Here is a 15,308-nt window from a genome sequence, read left to right on the forward strand (position 1 = left end):
AGAATCAGGTCTTCACAGTTGGGGAGTCGAATTCAAAAACGACACAGGAAGACCATCCATGAAGCAGATCGTAATCGTCGGCGGCGGTGCCGGGGGGCTACAGCTCGCCACCCGTCTCGGGCACTATTTCAATCGTTCGCTACTGCCCGGCCGCACCCGGAAAAATCCCGCCGCCCGGGTAACCCTGGTGGACCGGAACCGCACCCATATCTGGAAACCCCTGCTGCACCAGGTGGCCACCGGCTCGATTGACACCGGCCTCGACGCACTCAATTACCAGGTACATGCCCGCAAGAACCAGTTCAACTTCGAGCTGGGCAGCCTCGAGTCTGTCGACCGCGAGCGCAAGGTTATTACCCTGTCACCGGTTATCGACGAGGATGACCACGAGCTGGTTCCCGCGCGGGAGCTCGAGTACGACTACCTGGTGCTGGCCCTTGGCAGCCAGAGCAATGACTTCAACACGCCGGGGGTGCGCGAACACTGCGTCTTCCTCGACAGCAGTGAGCAGGCTCGCCGCTTTCACCGGCTGCTGCTGGACCGGTTCCTGCAGCTGGAAACCCGCACCACCGAGCGCCTGCAGATTGCCATTGTCGGCGGCGGAGCCACGGGCGTGGAACTGGCGGCAGAACTGGTGGATGCCGCAGAGCAGATGGGACGCTATGGCAAGATCGACAGCGATGCACTCCAGATTACCCTGATCGAGGCGGGAGACCACCTGTTACCGGCCCTGCCCGCACGGCTCGGCAACAACGCCGAACGGGAACTGCAACGCCTGGGTGTACGGGTCATAACCGGCTGTGCGGTAGCCGAGGCGTCGGCCGACGGGCTGACCACTGCAGACGGCGAGAAAATCCCGGCGGCCATCCGTGTCTGGGCAGCGGGCGTCAAGGCGCCGGACTTCCTTTCCCGCCTCGATGGCCTGGCCACCAACAAGCTCAACCAGATTGAGGTTTCACCAGAGCTGGTATCGGATACCGACCCGGACATCTTCGCCATAGGCGACTGTGCCGGCTGCCTGGATGCCAGGAATTTCCGCGTGCCACCCCGGGCGCAATCCGCGCAACAGATGGCTGGCGTGGCAGAGCACAACCTGATTGCCAGGGTTGAAGGAAAACCCCTGCGGGCATTTCGCTACAACGACCGGGGGTCGCTGGTATCCCTCAGCAAGCACACCGCGGTGGGCAACCTGATGGGAGCGCTGGTCAAAGGCAGCCTTACCATCGAGGGACGCGTTGCCGGGCTCGCCTATCGCTCGCTGTACCGCATGCATCTCGCTGCCGTGCACGGCTGGGCAAAAGCCATGGTGATCTACCTGGTGGGACAGGCCAACCGCTTTGTAAAACCGCGCATGAAGCTTCACTGAGCCGCGGCCCGGCCAACCCGTTTTCGGGTACTCCGGGCCCAATACCGGTTTTCCACGCAACTGATCCAGAGCCGGGCATTGCCAATGCGCTACCAGAATATCGTTGTACTGACCGGGGCTGGAATTTCCGTGGAATCCGGCCTGCAGACATTCCGCGGCGGCGACGGGTTGTGGGAAAACCATCGCCTGGAAGATGTGGCCACCCCGGAAGCCTTCGCGCGGGACCCGCAACTGGTGCAGGCTTTCTACAATGCCCGGCGCCGGCAACTGCTGTCGCCGGCAGTCGCCCCGAATCCGGCACACCAGGCCCTCGCGGAGCTTGAACAGGCCTGTACCGGAAATTTCCTGCTGGTCACCCAGAATATCGACGACCTGCACGAACGCGCCGGCAGCCGCGCGCTGGTGCATATGCACGGGGAGCTGCTGAAGATGCGCTGTAGTGCCAGCGGCCGGTTGTTCCCCCTCCGCGGCGATCTCACCGTCGATATGCCCTGCGCATGCTGCCACCGCACCGGCACCCTGCGCCCGCATGTGGTCTGGTTCGGGGAAATGCCCCTGCAGATGGATCGCATCTACGATGCACTCTCACGCTGCGACCTGTTTATCAGCGTTGGCACTTCCGGCAATGTCTATCCGGCAGCAGGCTTTGTTGAATATGCCAATCTGGCCGGTGCCCGCACAGTAGAAGTCAACCTTGAACGCAGCCGTCTCGGCAATGCCTTTTGCGAGCACCGCTACGGTAAGGCGTCCAGCACTGTTGGCGAACTCATTGGCGAGATACTGGACAGGCAGGAGTAAGGGAAAGGGAAATGGAAAGGGGAATATCGAACGTAAAAAAACCGGGCAGAAACCTTCTGCCCGGTTTTTCTCAGGTAATCAGATCTTCCACTCTTTCACTGTTTCCAGCCCGTGCTCTTCAATCCACTGGTTCAGCTGCTTCGGGTTGCGCTTTTTCTTTTCCACGGTTCCGCCGGTGTAAGGATTGCGGTAATGGCCAACTTCCAGCTTGGGCTCGCTGGCCTTGCCGTTGGCAGCCTTACGCCCACGCTTCGGTGCCTCGCCATTACGCTTCAGCGAGCGGGCCACGCGCGCCTTCAGGGTCTGCACATATTCCGGTGCATCCTCATCATCGAGCTGGGCCACGAGCCAGTTCACAATGGCCTCACCACGGGCGACAAAGAACTCCTCTTCGTCCATCTGGTATTCAGCCGACAGGTTGACCAGCGCTTTATCGAAAGCAATTACACCGTCTTTTTTGCGTTCCGCCCGGGCCATCTGCTCCTGCAGCTCCTCTATTTTTGCCTGGTGCTCGGCAATCTGCTGCTCAATCTGGTCAAACTCCTGAAACATTCACTCCACCTCGACTCTTGCAATATTGATAGTGCTTGCTGGGACAATTCCTGCGCTGCCAAAACGCTGCGGGCTGACTGGGATCATGCACGCACTGGCAGGAAACCAGGAATCTATTAAACAAATAAAATTTTTTAATACTTATTTATGTATTACCACCATACCGTCGCCGTTATTTTTACTTTCCCAGGGCATGGGCATATAACCCCGTAAAGGTTTCCAGCCAATCGATACTGGCGCACCTGAACGGGAAAAACGACGGTTAAACGGAGTGTTATTACCAGCCCCGGGGCTGTACGGAACCAAAAAACAGATTCCAGACACAATTCCGAATAAAGGTTGGATAACTCGTTGCATCAATTATATACATTCCGGCCGCTGGGGTATTGCGCGGCGGGGGGCAGAATAATAAGCCCTCCCCCCTAAATATCAACTGGTATTGCCTGCCTCACGGGATAACCACAGCCATAAAGAATCAATATTCCAAAAACACCAGGTAAGACTTACTTTTTGTTCTAAGGCTGCGGTGGCGCACAGTTCATCTGTTTGGCCCTGCCGATCCCATGGCCTATGCTACTTGGGCTGGAAAAACCCGGGGGCCCATATGTCAAAACCGCATGATATTCACCAGATACCCACACTCGCTGCAGTCATGACGCCTTTTCCGTTACATATTGATATCAATGCCACGGTTGAGGCGGCACTGGAAATGATGGAAGAGCACGAGGTCCACCACCTGCCGGTAACCCGGGATGGAGACCTGGAAACGATTATCTCGCGGGGCGATATAGAGCGCGCCAACGCTCCGGGACACCGGCTGGAGGAGCAACAGCTGTATGTACACGACCTCTGTGCCCGGCGCCCCTATATTGCCGATATCCACGACCCCCTGGACCGGATCCTGATGGCCATGGCCGATACCGGCATCGGCTCGGTGCTGGTAATGCGCGAGGGCGAACTCGCCGGCATCGTCACGGTAACCGATGTATTGCGCTTCTGCGGCAAATTCCTGGCGGAGCTGGCGCAACCGGTAGACGATTCCATCGCCTGAATACCCGCACCATTGGCAGGGTCAGAGCGGCCAGACCCACAACAGCATAGGTACGCTCACCAGTATCACCAGGATTTCCATGGGCAGCCCCATCTGCCAGTAATCGCTGAACTTAAAGCCACCGGGCCCCAGGATCAGCGTATTGTTCTGGTGCCCCACCGGGGTCAGGAAGGCGCAGGATGCGCCGATCGCCACCGCCATCAGGAAACTGTCGGGGTTCACCTGCAGCTGGGCCGCGGCACTGATGGCGATCGAGCACATCACCGCGGCGGTGGCGGCATTGTTCATGAAGTCCGACAGGGTCATGGTTACCACCAGCAGGATCACCAGGGTAATCACTGCGTTACCCTGGGCAATATTATCCAGCAGCACTCGAGCGATCAGGTCCGCGGCGCCGGTCTGCTCCATTACCTCCGCCACGGTAATCAGTGCCCCCAGCAACACAATTACCGCACCGTCCACAGACTCGTAGACGCTGCGCAGCGGCATTACCTTCAGCGCCATAAAAGCCAGCACGCAGGCCGAAAACGAGATCGCCGCGGGCAGCAGGCCGAAGGCCGCCCCCGCCACCGCGAGCGCCATGGCCACCAGGGCGACCACGGCTTTTTCCTTGTTGGGGATACTGATATCCCGCTTGGCCAGGGGAACACAGCCCTGCTCCGCAGCGAAAGTATTCAGGCTGTCGTCGGTACCCATCATCAGCAGCGCGTCACCGGGCCGCAGCGGGGTCGAGCGCAGGCGCCGGACCGAGCGACGCCCCTGGCGGGACAGCGCCAGCAGGTTGATTTCATAGCGGGCCGGCAACCGCAACATGCGCGATGTACGGCCGGTGAGTGGCGAATCCGGCATTACTACCAGTTCCCGCAGCTGGATATCGTCGGCGGTGGAGCGCTCTTTGTCCTTATCTTTCTCTTCCTCATCGCCGCTCTCCCGGTGACGGCTCTTCTTTTCCTTCTTTTCCCGGCGCTGCTCCTGCTTCTTGTCCTGGGCATCCTCCTCTTCCGGGTCTGCCGCCAGGCGCAAGCCCAGCTTCGAAACCGACGTGGTCAGCGCCTCCGGTTCCGCCTCCATGATCAGGATATCCCCGCTACGGATGCGTTGCGCCGGCGTGGCCGGGGAGACCCGGGTGTCGTTATGCACCACCCCCACAACCTGGGCATCCTCCTCTTCCAGCATCTGCGAGATTTCCCACAGGGTTTTCCCATCGGCGGCGCTTTTCTCCTCCACCAGCGCCTCGGTCAGGTAGGTACCGGTGTCAAAGGTGGCGGCCCCCGCCTGGGTGCGGGACGGAACCAGGCGCCAGCCGATCAGCGATACAAACGCCACGCCCACCAGTGCCACCACCAGGCCTACCGGGGTGAAATCAAACATACCGTAACTGCCGGCACCGGCGCTGTCGCGAAAGCCCGATACGATCAGGTTGGGCGGGGTGCCGATCAGGGTGGTCATGCCCCCCAGGATGGTGCCGAACGATAACGGCATCAGTACCTTGCCCGGTGGCAGCTTGTTACGCTCGGCCACATCCGCTGCCACCGGCATCAACAATGCCATGGCGCCGACGTTGTTCATAAAGCCGGACATCAGCGCCCCGACCGCGGTCAGCGCAGCGATGATTGCGGTTACGCTGCCGCTCCTGGGGATCAGCCGTTGGGCCAGGACATCCATGGCGCCAGTGCTCTGCAGGCCGCGACTGAGGATCAGCACACAGGCAACGGTCACCACCGCCGGGTGGCCAAAACCATCGAAAGCGTCCTCCGGCGCCACCAGCCCCGTCACCACACAGGCGAGGAGCGATCCCAGCGCCACCATGTCATGGCGCCAGTTCGCCCAGATAAACATGGCGATGGTAATGCTGAGAATAATGAAGAGCGTGAGCTGGTCGAGCGTCATGGGAAGCCGGCGTCCGTGGCAACCTGGTCCTGTGGAAATCCTCTTTTCAGGTTACACTCACGCCGCCTTGAGAGGAGTCATGATTTGCGCCACAACACCGACAACTACCGCCAGCTGTTCCTGGATGACATCCCGCTGATGGATGTGCGCGCCCCGGTGGAATTTGCCCGCGGCGCCTTCCCCACCAGTGAGAACCACCCCCTGCTGGACGATCGCCAACGGGAGGCGGTGGGTACCGAGTACAAACAGGCCGGCCAGCAGGCCGCGATCGACCTGGGCTGGACCCTGGCCACCGACGAGGTCCGGGCCGAGCGCCTGGCCGCCTGGCGCGGGTTTATCGAGCGCCACCCCAATGGCTACCTGTACTGCTTCCGCGGCGGGCTGCGCTCGCGCACCGCCCAGCAGCTGCTGCGCGAGGCCGGCATCGACTACCCGCTGGTCGAGGGCGGCTACAAGGCGATGCGCACTTTCCTGATCGAGGAGCTGGCGCGCCAGTGCGCGCGCCTGTCCTTTGTGGTGTTGAGCGGCCACACCGGGTCCGGCAAGACCGAGCTGCTGCAATATGCCCACCGCGCGGTGGACCTGGAGGGGATTGCCCGGCACCGGGGATCATCATTCGGCCGTACCAGCCTGCCCCAGCCTTCGCAGATCGACTTCGAGAATGAACTGGGTATCGAACTCCTGAAGCTCGGCGAGGGACAGGGACCGGTTTTCCTGGAGGACGAAAGCCGCCTGATCGGGCGCTGCGCGCTGCCGGTGATATTGCGCCAGGGTATGCATGTAGCGCCGCGGGTGCTGGTGGACGAGCCGGTGGAGGACCGCGCCCGGCGGATCGTGCGCGACTATGTCAGCACCGCACTGACCCGCTTCGCCGACGCCGATGAAGGACCGCACACAGCCCTGGGGGAAGAATTACGCACCAGCCTGGCGCGCCTGCGCAAGCGCCTGGGCGGCCTGCGCCACCAGCAGCTGGACGAACAGCTGGCTGCCGCCAATGCCGAGCTGGCCCGCAGCGGCAACAGCGACGGCTATATCCCGGTGGTGATGTCGCTGCTGAGCGAGTACTACGACCGCGCCTACGATCACACCATGCAGAAACATGCCGGCACTGTGCTGTTCCGCGGCACTTATGCGGAAGTGGCCGAGTGGCTGGCATCCCGCCCCGGTGAGTGACGCCGCCGGCAATTGACCTTGCAATACCTCTCAGGAGCTGGGGGAAGTACGGGTCAGCTGGAAGCGCCGCGCCAGTATCCGGTCGCGCAGCCGCCGGGGCAGCCAGCGCGCCATCCACGGCAGCATTCGACTGCGGTTGCCGATCCGCACCAGGCGCCGGGGGCGCTTGCGCAGCAATTCCTTCACCAGCTGCCGCGCCATTTCCCTTGCCAGGGTGGCGTTGTGCTGGGACTCCTGCGCGCGCGCGCGCACTGCATCTTCCTGTCGCTTGTACCAGGAGTCCGGCGCCAGTAACCCGCGCAGGGAAACCTCCGCATGGCGGCCAAACTCGGACGCAATCGCACCCGGCTGCACCGTCATCACGCGGATGCCAAAGGGCTTGAGCTCCAGTCGCAGCACATCGGACAGCGTATGCAGTGCCGCCTTGGAGGCGCAGTAGGCGCCCGAAAAGGGCGTCGGCAGGACACCGGACACCGAACCGATGTTGCAGATCAGGCCGCGACGGGCCGAGCGCATCAACGGCGCACAGGCACGGATCAGGGCCATGGGAGCAAAGACATTGGTGCGGAACTGGTTTTCCAGCGCACGGGTATCGAGTTCGATCAGCGGTCCCATCTGGCCGTAACCGGCATTGTTGATGAGGATATCCAGGCGACCGTAAGCGGCCTTGAGCGCATGCACCACGCGATTGATGTCGGCCTGGGAGTTGACGTCCAGTGCCTCGGTGGCAATGCCCATGTCCGCGAGCTCCTGCAGGCTCTCCGGGCGTCGCGCGGTGGCGATCACGATGGTGCCGCGGCGGTGCAGGGCCAGGGCCAGCTCGCGCCCGATACCACTGGAACAGCCGGTGATCAGCGCAACCCGGTCGGGTACCACGTAGCCGCGGCCGATCTGTACCAGGCTTTCGGCGGCGAAGCCGGCATCCGATGGGCGATAACTCGAGACAGGGGGTCTATTCACTGGTCGCGGCTCCATGGTTCCTGCTCTGCACCGGCGGCTGCCGGCGCCCGCTCGCGGAAATGGGGATTCTCGATCAGGCCGAAGATATTACCGAATGGATCGAGGAAGCTGGCCATCCGGATGCCGTCCCCCACATCCACGGTCTCCCCGTGCTGGCGGGCCCCGAGGGTGTTCAATCGCTCCACCTCGGCAGCGATATCGGTGACCCCCCAGTAGGCGATCACGCCATCGGCGCGGCTGGTGACACTGCGGGCATCGGGGTTGAGGCCCAGTTCGAAGCCACCGACGTCGAAGCCCACGTAACCCTCGCTTTCGAAGTAGGGTTCCAGTTCCAGCACCTGGGTATACCAGCCCCGCGCCTCCGCAAGTTCCGAGACGCCGTAAACTACAGTGCGCAGACCGAGAAACTGTCCCATCCTGAGACCCCTGTTATCGTTATCTTCTCCGCTGGCCGGCAACCCGCAGACCCGGTCCGGTTGATGCCGGCGCCACCAGGCCTGTAAGGCTGTTACTGCAGCTCCTGTTCCAGCTGCTCCAGCAGGTCGAGCGGTTCCAGCTCAATTCCTTCCAGCTCGCCGTTCCAGTTGATGCCCACCAGCAGCACGTCGTCGTGCATGCCGGTCAGCCAGTCATCCATAAACTCTTCCAGGTCGACTGCCACCACCCGGTAGCCGGCCCAGTCGCCGGAAATATGTACCTCGGCGAATTCCCGCTGCGACCAGAAGGGCATCACATCCGTTTCCGGATATTTTTCCGACGCGCACAGTGCGAAACCCTCCTCGCCCTCCAGGGCCCAGACACAGCCCTGCGCAGCGGCTTCCGGCAGGAAGCGCGCGCAGTTGTCTTCAAAATCATTGCTCAGGGGTTCGACTTGCATGGCAGCGGTACCTTGGAATTCGATGGCAGTTTACGCCAGATTCGCGCAAGGCACCAAAGACAACATGGCGCAGGGGACCGGCACGAAACGGACTCACAGTACCAGCCGGTGGCCGTTGTCCCGCAACCAGCGCCGCTGCTCGCGGTAATCCGGGCAGACACTTGCCACGAGCGCCCAGAAGTCCGGGCTGTGGTTATGGTGCCGCAGGTGGCACACCTCGTGCGCCACCAGGTAATCCACCACCATTACCGGCGCAAGGCACACCAGCCAGTTGTACTGCAATTCGCCACGCAGGGTACAGTGCCCCCATTTGCTGCGTGTGCGCCGTACCCTTACCGAGCTGAAGCGCAATCCCAGCCGCGCCGCCACTTCAGCCGAGCGCTGCTGGAACTGCGCCAGTGCCTCGCGCTGGTAGAGCCGCTGCAGGGCGGCCTGCAATTGTTGCGCGTCGGGCTCGCGCGCGCGGGTATACAGGTAGATGGCATCATCGCGTATACCGGCGCCTGCCGGGCGCGCGGCGCGCAACAGCGGCAGTCGGCCTCCCAGCCAGGGGAATGCCTCACCGAAGGCAAAACGATGCCGGGGAATTTCCGCCGCGCGCTGGCGCGCCTGCAGCAACTGGGCACGCACCCAGTGGATATTTTCCTGCAGGAAGCGATGGCCGTGGCGCGCCGCGCAGCGCTGCGGTATCCGCACTTCCACGCCGGCCCCGGCCAGCACCAGGCCCAGGCGCTTGCGCCGGGGCGAGCGCACCAGCCGGTACGGCACTTCCTCGAATACGTACTGCCCGGCGTCGATCATCGGTCGCCGTGGGGCAGAACGGCCATGGTGATACGGGAGATACAGTTGAGCTTGCCCGCCGGGTCGGTAATGCGGATTTCCCACACCTGGCTGCTGCGGCCAATGTGTACCGGGCGCGTGGTGCCGGTAACCACACCCTCCGCCACCGGGCGCAAGTGATTGGCGTTGATCTCCTGGCCGACGCAGTAGAACTTTTCCCCATCCACTACCAGGTTGGCGGCAATGGACCCCAGTGTTTCCGCCAGCGCCACACTGGCACCCCCGTGCAGGATACCGAACGGCTGGCGCGTGCGCCGGTCCACCGGCATGGTGGCGGTCAGGTAATCGTCACCCAGCTCGGTGACTTCAATGCCCACGTGCGCCGGCATACAGCCGCTGCACATCTCGTTCAGCTCTGCCAGGGAGACTTCCCGGTGCCAGATACCCATACAAACTTCCTCAGTACCAGAAATTGACGCCAGGGGCGCCGAACCGATGCAGTTCCAGGTCCAGCATTCGCAGCTCGCGGCGCAGGGACCGGCGACGCATTTGCAGCACCTGGACTTGCTCCTCGGACTCCGCCGAGCGCAGCGCGGCGCGGACCGAATACAGCTCATCCCGCAGGTATTCGTGGCGGCTGACCAGCTGGCGGTACTCCTGTTCCACCCGGTAGAGCGCCAGCCCACGTTCATACTCTTTCAGGAACAGGTCGGCGGTGGGACCGGTGCACACGCCCTGGTAATTGCGCCCACGGCGCCCCTGGGAAAAACCATTTGCCGCGGTGCAGTATTCCTCCACCCCCTCCTCGTGGCCGCGCAGCCAGGCCTCACTGTCCACCCGCACACCGTAATGCTGGCACTCCTGCGCCATTTCGAAGACCTTTGCCTGGCCGACACCGCGGCTGCCATCCTGGACGCCCAGCTCATACCAACTGCCCGCGCGGCACTGCTCCTCGGAAATCACCGCGCAGCCGGACAGCAGCACCGGCACCAGGGCGGCGGCAGGGATCAGCAGGCTCTTCAGTCTTATCATGATTGGCCTCTCGATTGACCACGCGGCACGCGGTCCTGTCATTGGCTTACTGCATTGCCCTGAATCGCTTTCGCGGGCACATCAGCCGAAGCGCTTGTCCGCGACAAAGGGGTTGGTCTCGCGCTCGTGGCCAAGGGTCGACATGGGGCCGTGGCCCGGAATAAAGCGCACGTCGTCACCCAGCGGCCACAGCTTCTCGCGGATAGACCGGACAAGGGTGTCGTGGTCACCGCGGGGAAAATCGGTACGGCCAATGGAGCCCGCAAACAGCACATCCCCTACCAGGGCCAGCCGGCTGCCGGGATGGAAGAAGATCACATGGCCCGGCGTATGGCCGGGGCAGTGGTGCACCTCCAGCGTCTCCTCACCCACGGTGACGGTGTCGCCCTGCTCCAGCCAGCGATCCGGGGTAAAGGTCTCCACCGGAGGGAAACCGAACATCTGGGTCTGCACCGCCAGCTGCTCGATCCAGAAAGCATCCTCGCGCTGCGGACCCTCGATGGGCAGCTGCAGCTGCGCCGCCAGCGCGGCGGTACCACCGACGTGGTCCAGGTGCCCGTGGGTGAGCAGGATCTTCTCCAGTTCCAGGCCACGCTCTTCCACCGCCGCCAGGATACGCTCGATATCGCCGCCGGGGTCGACCACCGCGGCGCGCTTGCTGTCATCGCACCACAGCAGCGTGCAGTTCTGCTGGAAGGGCGTGACCGGGACGGTATGAAACTGCAGGGACATAGGAGTAAACCACCAACGTTGAATTCAGCCGCCATTATACAGAGGCGAACACACGATTCAGCGGCACCGTTCCGGACACCTAGGCAGTGGCGGCGGTGTGGCCCCGGCCCGCCACCGGACGCCCTCCGGTACGCTGCAACAGGGCACGCAGATCCTGCAGCAACTGCTCCTGCACCAGCTCACTGTCCCAGTATCCCTGGTGCGCCACCAGCTGTGGCCCCCACTGCGCCGCACCGGTTTCTGCCAGCGAACAGGTTTCGTAATCCCGGTACACCGCCTGGTTGTAGGAGGGGCTGAGGGGTTTCAGAGGCCATCCGAACAGGTCATCGGGGTGGTAGAAATTCTTCCAGCGGAAGCTGTAACCGCGGGTGTCGGCGGTCACCGCCTGGATCTGCTCCCGTGGCAGGGCGGCGGACCACAGCGGCATGGTGGGCCCCAGCGTGTACCAGTGACTGAGGGTCTTCAGGCGCAGGAACAGGTCGCGGGCCGAGCCCTTGTGCACCCCGCGCGGCCCGCCGTCGCGCCAGACCCCATGGCCGATGGTGGGGCGCTGGGCGTCCCACAGGTAATTGGACAGCGTCGCACAACTGGCGGAATGGCTCAGCAGCAACACCGGCGCGGTGTCGCCGGCAGCGGCGGCGGCCTTTTCCAGGGTGCGGTAAATGGCCTGCTGGGTCTTGTCGTAGTTGCCGTCGCGCTGCTGCGAAGAAGAGAACTGCGCGGCGCTCTCGGCCATGCCGTACAGCATAAAGCGGCGCGCGCGCAGGAAATCCATATCGCGCTTCTTCATCCCCTCGAAGACGCGCTCGACGTTGGTGTGCAGGTGTTCGTGGCAGGGAATGGTGTCGCAGTGCAGCCGCCCCCAGTCGTCCCCCAGCCCCTGGCGCAAGGCGCGGAACAGCGGTTCGGCGAAACTATCGTCTGCCGCCCCCATTCCCGGCGCTGCCAGAATGACTATATCGGTCATGAATGCCCCTGATTGGTTGTTCTTTTTTGTTGTTGTGTTTGTTGTTCTGGCCACGTCAGGACATCTGCGCGGCTCGTTTTTGTCACATTGTGTGTAATGGCACCGCTGAAAAACCGGAACCTGGTCGCAGGTTGAACACGAAAGTACCATCTGGTCACGGTTTTGCAAGCGCCCGGCCAAACCACCGGGAGGACACCCTGCGCCGGGATCGATGCCGACATCCTCCCCCGCGGGGGAGGATGTCACGCAGCGGTAGCCATGGAATGCTCATCATGCATAATTACGCCTGTACAAAAACCAATCAACGGGCCGACTCTCAGCGATGCTACTAGCCTCCAAATACAGCCTGCCGGACTGCCCGGAGAACACCCTGGCGCGCCCGCGCCTGCTCTCCCTGCTGGACCGGGGCGATATCGACCAGGTCATGCTGGTGACCGCCCCGGCGGGTTATGGCAAGACCACCCTGGTGTCCTCCTGGGCCGCCAACCAGGACAGCCCGGTGGCCTGGTTCTCGCTGGACAGTGGCGATAACGAACCGAGCCAGTTCTGCCGTTACCTGGTGGAGAGCGTCCACCGCGCCACCGGTAATGGCGTGCCTGAAACCCACGCCCTGGTCAGCGCCCAGCAACGCCCCGACCCGTCACTGGTAGTGAGCCAGCTGCTGGCGGAGCTGCGCGGCCTGCCCAGCGAGCTGCGTATCGTGCTCGACGACTACCACCAGATCGACAGCGAGGCGGTGCACGACATCACCCGCTTCCTGCTGCGCCACGCACCCGCGGGTATCGGCGTGGTCCTTACCAGCCGCAGCCAGCCGCCGCTGGGGCTCGCCACCCTGCGGGTCCAGGGCCGCCTGCTGGAGCTGGGCAGCGACGAGCTGGCCCTGGATGTTGCGGAAACCGCACAACTGCTGCAGCAGCGCCTGCCCTTCAGCCTCGACCACGACCGCGTCGAGCAGCTGCACCAGCTCAGCGAGGGCTGGCCCCCGGCGGTGCAACTGTTCGCCCTGTCCGTGCGCAACGCCGAGGAAGTGGATCGATACCTGGGTGAGCTGGAGCAGGGCCACTCCCATATCCTCGATTACCTGGCCGAGGAAGTGCTGGAACGGCTGGAGCCACAACTGCGCGAGCTGCTCGCCTGCACCTCCATCCTCACCCGCGTCAATGCCACCCTGGCGGAGCGCCTGAGTGGCCTCGAGGGCGGCCAGCAGCTACTGGAGCAGACGGCACGCCGCGGCCTGTTCCTGCAGGCGCAGGACTCCAGTCGCCAGTGGTTCCGCTACCACCCGGTGTTCGCGCGCTTCCTCCAGCGCCAGCTGACCGAGAAAACCCGGCTGCAGGAACTGCACCGTATCGCCAGTGACACCTGGCAGGAGCTGGGGCAGCCGCTGGAGGCCCTGCGCCACGCACTGGCGGCGGAGGATACCGAGCGCCTGCAGCAGCTGCTGCACACCCAGGGCGAGCAGTTCCTGCGTGAGGGGCAGATCCGCGTCCTCAATGACTGCCTGACCTGGCTCGGCGCCGACAAGCTGCAGCGCAACGCCCGCTTTACCCTGATTGCCGCCAAGCTGGCGCGGGATAATTTTGAATACGACCAGTGCGAGAAGGTCCTGACCGCCGCAGAGAGCTGGTTGCAGCGCGAGGACCCGGAGCAGTGGCGTGATTTCGAGGGTGCCTTTGCCACCGTGCGCGCCCAGGCCGCCGTGGCCCGCGGCCAGACACTGGTAGCCAAGGAGTATGCCGAGGAGGCGCTGGAGTTGCTGCGCCCCGACCAGCTGGGCGAGCGTATCGCCGCGCTGCTGGTGGTGGGGGAAACCGGCTTCTGCCTCGGCGCGCTGGATGATGCCATCGACCATATGCGTGAAGTGGAAGCACTGGCGCTGGCCGAGAATGACCATCCCAGTGCCGCCTGGGCCATCTGCCAGCAGACCGAGATCGCCATCGCCCAGGGCCTGCTGAAGAAGGCTGCCGCCCTGCAGGAACGGGCCCAGCGGCTGGTGGAGGAACACCACCTGGTGGGCCTGCCCATCTCCGAATTTATCTGCCGGCTGGGCGGCCAGCTGGAGTGGGAGGACTGCCGCCTGGAAGACGCTGCCGCCTCGGCCCGGCGCGGCATGCAGATCAACCGCAAGGCCGGCGAACGCTGGCTGCTGCAGGAGTACAGCCTGCTGCTCAAGGTGGCCCAGGCCCGCGGCGAGCGGGACGAGTCGCTGGAATGGCTGTCGCGCATCGACCGCCTGCTGGCCGGCGAGCGCTACCACCGCGACTGGGTCGCCAATGCCGATGCGGCGCGGCTGCGCGCCTGGCGCGCCCTCAACGACCAGCAGGCCATCGCCGCCTGGCTGGAGCAGGCGCAGCCGGTAGCGGACCGTCCCAGCAACCATTTCGAGCAGTGCCATGGCCGCAACCATGTGCGCGCCCTGATCGAGGTACACCGCTGGTCTGACGCCAACCGGCTGTTGAGCCGGCTGCAACAGGTGGCGCGCGAGTGCGGCCTGGTGACCGACTGCCTGCGCAACCTGGTGCTGGAAGCGCACCTGTTGTGGCTGCGGGAACAGCGCGAGGCCGCCGTGCATGCCATCCGCGAGGCCCTCAGCATCGCCGTGGAACGGGATTTCAAGGCCAGCTTCCTGCAGGTCGGCAAGCCACTGATCGTGATCCTCAAGGCCGCCATCGACAGCGGCCTGGGTGAAGCCGAGCAGGACAAGGCCCAGGAACTGATCCGCCTGGCCCAGCAGCAACCGGAACTGGATGGCGGAATCAGGATCGAGCTGGACGAGACCATCATCCGTGAAATCCTCGACAGCGATGCGGTGCCCGACTTCCTGCGACACTCGCCGCTTACCCCGCGGGAGTGGCAGGTGCTCAACGCCATCCACTCCGGCCTGTCGAACGAGCGTATCGCCCGGCACTTCAAGGTAGCGCCCAGCACCATCAAGACCCATATTCGCAGCCTGTACCAGAAACTGGATGTGAAGGACCGCCAGGAGGCCATTGCCCTGGCCGAGCAGATGCTCCGCTCGGTGCAGGACCAGCCCTCCGACCAGGGTCATTCCTGACTTTCTCTCGCCCTCCTCCCCACTCGGGGAGGAGGCATCAGTTGCCCGCCATCGCCATACTGACCCTATCCTGAG

15 protein-coding genes are annotated in these 15,308 nt (G+C 63.6%); 5 read left to right on the top strand and 10 right to left on the bottom strand.

From position 1 onward, the window contains the following. Nucleotides 1-58 precede the first annotated feature (58 nt). Complete coding sequence (locus LVD10_RS07640; RefSeq protein WP_233006425.1) at nucleotides 59-1,366, top strand: NAD(P)/FAD-dependent oxidoreductase; 1,308 nt, start codon at nucleotides 59-61, stop codon at nucleotides 1,364-1,366. A gap of 84 nt (nucleotides 1,367-1,450) precedes the next feature. Then, on the top strand, nucleotides 1,451-2,164 hold the full coding sequence (gene cobB / locus LVD10_RS07645; protein WP_233006426.1) for a Sir2 family NAD+-dependent deacetylase: 714 nt from the start codon (nucleotides 1,451-1,453) through the stop codon (nucleotides 2,162-2,164). Between the two features lie 78 nt (nucleotides 2,165-2,242). Here cobB and LVD10_RS07650 read toward each other — a convergent pair whose 3' ends face one another. Beyond that, nucleotides 2,243-2,716: a hypothetical protein gene (locus LVD10_RS07650; protein WP_233006427.1), complete on the bottom strand. Its 474-nt coding sequence runs from the start codon at nucleotides 2,714-2,716 to the stop codon at nucleotides 2,243-2,245. A 604-nt stretch (nucleotides 2,717-3,320) separates the two neighbouring features. On the opposite strand from LVD10_RS07650, the gene LVD10_RS07655 reads away from it, so the two are divergent. Beyond that, nucleotides 3,321-3,767 (top strand): CBS domain-containing protein, encoded by a 447-nt coding sequence (locus tag LVD10_RS07655; protein WP_233006428.1) that lies wholly within the window; start codon nucleotides 3,321-3,323, stop codon nucleotides 3,765-3,767. A gap of 21 nt (nucleotides 3,768-3,788) precedes the next feature. On the opposite strand, the gene LVD10_RS07660 is transcribed toward LVD10_RS07655, so the two are convergent. Beyond that, nucleotides 3,789-5,657 (bottom strand): SLC13 family permease, encoded by a 1,869-nt coding sequence (locus tag LVD10_RS07660; protein ID WP_233006429.1) that lies wholly within the window; start codon nucleotides 5,655-5,657, stop codon nucleotides 3,789-3,791. A gap of 84 nt (nucleotides 5,658-5,741) precedes the next feature. Between LVD10_RS07660 and mnmH the strand changes: the two genes are divergently transcribed. After that, entirely contained in the window at nucleotides 5,742-6,830 is a 1,089-nt protein-coding gene (gene mnmH, locus LVD10_RS07665) for a tRNA 2-selenouridine(34) synthase MnmH (RefSeq protein ID WP_233006430.1), read from the top strand. 30 nt (nucleotides 6,831-6,860) lie between these two features. Here the strand turns inward: mnmH and LVD10_RS07670 are convergent, their stop codons facing one another. The 8 genes from LVD10_RS07670 to LVD10_RS07705 all read right to left on the bottom strand — a co-directional run bounded on the left by LVD10_RS07670 (nucleotide 6,861) and on the right by LVD10_RS07705 (nucleotide 12,178). Then, nucleotides 6,861-7,790 (bottom strand): SDR family oxidoreductase, encoded by a 930-nt coding sequence (locus tag LVD10_RS07670; RefSeq protein ID WP_237062817.1) that lies wholly within the window; start codon nucleotides 7,788-7,790, stop codon nucleotides 6,861-6,863. Continuing rightward, complete coding sequence (locus LVD10_RS07675; protein WP_233006432.1) at nucleotides 7,787-8,206, bottom strand: VOC family protein; 420 nt, start codon at nucleotides 8,204-8,206, stop codon at nucleotides 7,787-7,789. Before LVD10_RS07675 ends, LVD10_RS07670 begins: the two co-directional genes overlap by 4 nt. A 92-nt stretch (nucleotides 8,207-8,298) precedes the next feature. After that, a complete protein-coding gene (locus LVD10_RS07680) occupies nucleotides 8,299-8,667 on the bottom strand; it encodes a DUF2750 domain-containing protein (protein WP_233006433.1) in 369 nt (122 codons plus the stop codon). Nucleotides 8,668-8,760: 93 nt separating this feature from the next. Then, nucleotides 8,761-9,468 (bottom strand): M48 family metallopeptidase, encoded by a 708-nt coding sequence (locus LVD10_RS07685; RefSeq protein WP_237062819.1) that lies wholly within the window; start codon nucleotides 9,466-9,468, stop codon nucleotides 8,761-8,763. Beyond that, complete coding sequence (locus tag LVD10_RS07690; RefSeq protein ID WP_233006435.1) at nucleotides 9,465-9,896, bottom strand: hotdog fold thioesterase; 432 nt, start codon at nucleotides 9,894-9,896, stop codon at nucleotides 9,465-9,467. The genes LVD10_RS07685 and LVD10_RS07690 overlap by 4 nt, the downstream gene beginning before the upstream one ends. A 10-nt stretch (nucleotides 9,897-9,906) precedes the next feature. Next, nucleotides 9,907-10,479 (bottom strand): DUF2799 domain-containing protein, encoded by a 573-nt coding sequence (locus tag LVD10_RS07695; RefSeq protein ID WP_233006436.1) that lies wholly within the window; start codon nucleotides 10,477-10,479, stop codon nucleotides 9,907-9,909. Nucleotides 10,480-10,560: 81 nt separating this feature from the next. Further along, the gene (locus LVD10_RS07700) at nucleotides 10,561-11,211 is read right to left on the bottom strand and encodes an MBL fold metallo-hydrolase (RefSeq protein WP_305080580.1); all 651 of its coding nucleotides are present in this window, start codon (nucleotides 11,209-11,211) and stop codon (nucleotides 10,561-10,563) included. 79 nt (nucleotides 11,212-11,290) lie between these two features. Then, nucleotides 11,291-12,178, bottom strand: coding sequence for a hypothetical protein (locus LVD10_RS07705; RefSeq protein WP_233006437.1), 888 nt, complete (start codon nucleotides 12,176-12,178; stop codon nucleotides 11,291-11,293). 322 nt (nucleotides 12,179-12,500) lie between these two features. Between LVD10_RS07705 and malT the strand changes: the two genes are divergently transcribed. Next, a complete protein-coding gene (gene malT / locus LVD10_RS07710; protein ID WP_237062821.1) occupies nucleotides 12,501-15,233 on the top strand; it encodes an HTH-type transcriptional regulator MalT in 2,733 nt (910 codons plus the stop codon). Nucleotides 15,234-15,308 lie beyond the last annotated feature (75 nt).

The organism is Microbulbifer zhoushanensis, from assembly GCF_021729055.1.
GTDB classification, from domain to species: domain Bacteria; phylum Pseudomonadota; class Gammaproteobacteria; order Pseudomonadales; family Cellvibrionaceae; genus Microbulbifer; species Microbulbifer zhoushanensis.

Coding starts and splice junctions, on each gene's coding strand:
- LVD10_RS07640 (WP_233006425.1), top strand. CDS start 59: ATGAAGCAGATCGTAATCGTCGGCGGCGGTGCCGGGGGGCTACAGCTC.
- cobB (WP_233006426.1), top strand. CDS start 1,451: ATGCGCTACCAGAATATCGTTGTACTGACCGGGGCTGGAATTTCCGTG.
- LVD10_RS07650 (WP_233006427.1), bottom strand. CDS start 2,716: ATGTTTCAGGAGTTTGACCAGATTGAGCAGCAGATTGCCGAGCACCAG.
- LVD10_RS07655 (WP_233006428.1), top strand. CDS start 3,321: ATGTCAAAACCGCATGATATTCACCAGATACCCACACTCGCTGCAGTC.
- LVD10_RS07660 (WP_233006429.1), bottom strand. CDS start 5,657: ATGACGCTCGACCAGCTCACGCTCTTCATTATTCTCAGCATTACCATC.
- LVD10_RS07675 (WP_233006432.1), bottom strand. CDS start 8,206: ATGGGACAGTTTCTCGGTCTGCGCACTGTAGTTTACGGCGTCTCGGAA.
- LVD10_RS07680 (WP_233006433.1), bottom strand. CDS start 8,667: ATGCAAGTCGAACCCCTGAGCAATGATTTTGAAGACAACTGCGCGCGC.
- LVD10_RS07685 (WP_237062819.1), bottom strand. CDS start 9,468: ATGATCGACGCCGGGCAGTACGTATTCGAGGAAGTGCCGTACCGGCTG.
- LVD10_RS07690 (WP_233006435.1), bottom strand. CDS start 9,896: ATGGGTATCTGGCACCGGGAAGTCTCCCTGGCAGAGCTGAACGAGATG.
- LVD10_RS07695 (WP_233006436.1), bottom strand. CDS start 10,479: ATGATAAGACTGAAGAGCCTGCTGATCCCTGCCGCCGCCCTGGTGCCG.
- LVD10_RS07700 (WP_305080580.1), bottom strand. CDS start 11,211: ATGTCCCTGCAGTTTCATACCGTCCCGGTCACGCCCTTCCAGCAGAAC.
- LVD10_RS07705 (WP_233006437.1), bottom strand. CDS start 12,178: ATGACCGATATAGTCATTCTGGCAGCGCCGGGAATGGGGGCGGCAGAC.
- malT (WP_237062821.1), top strand. CDS start 12,501: ATGCTACTAGCCTCCAAATACAGCCTGCCGGACTGCCCGGAGAACACC.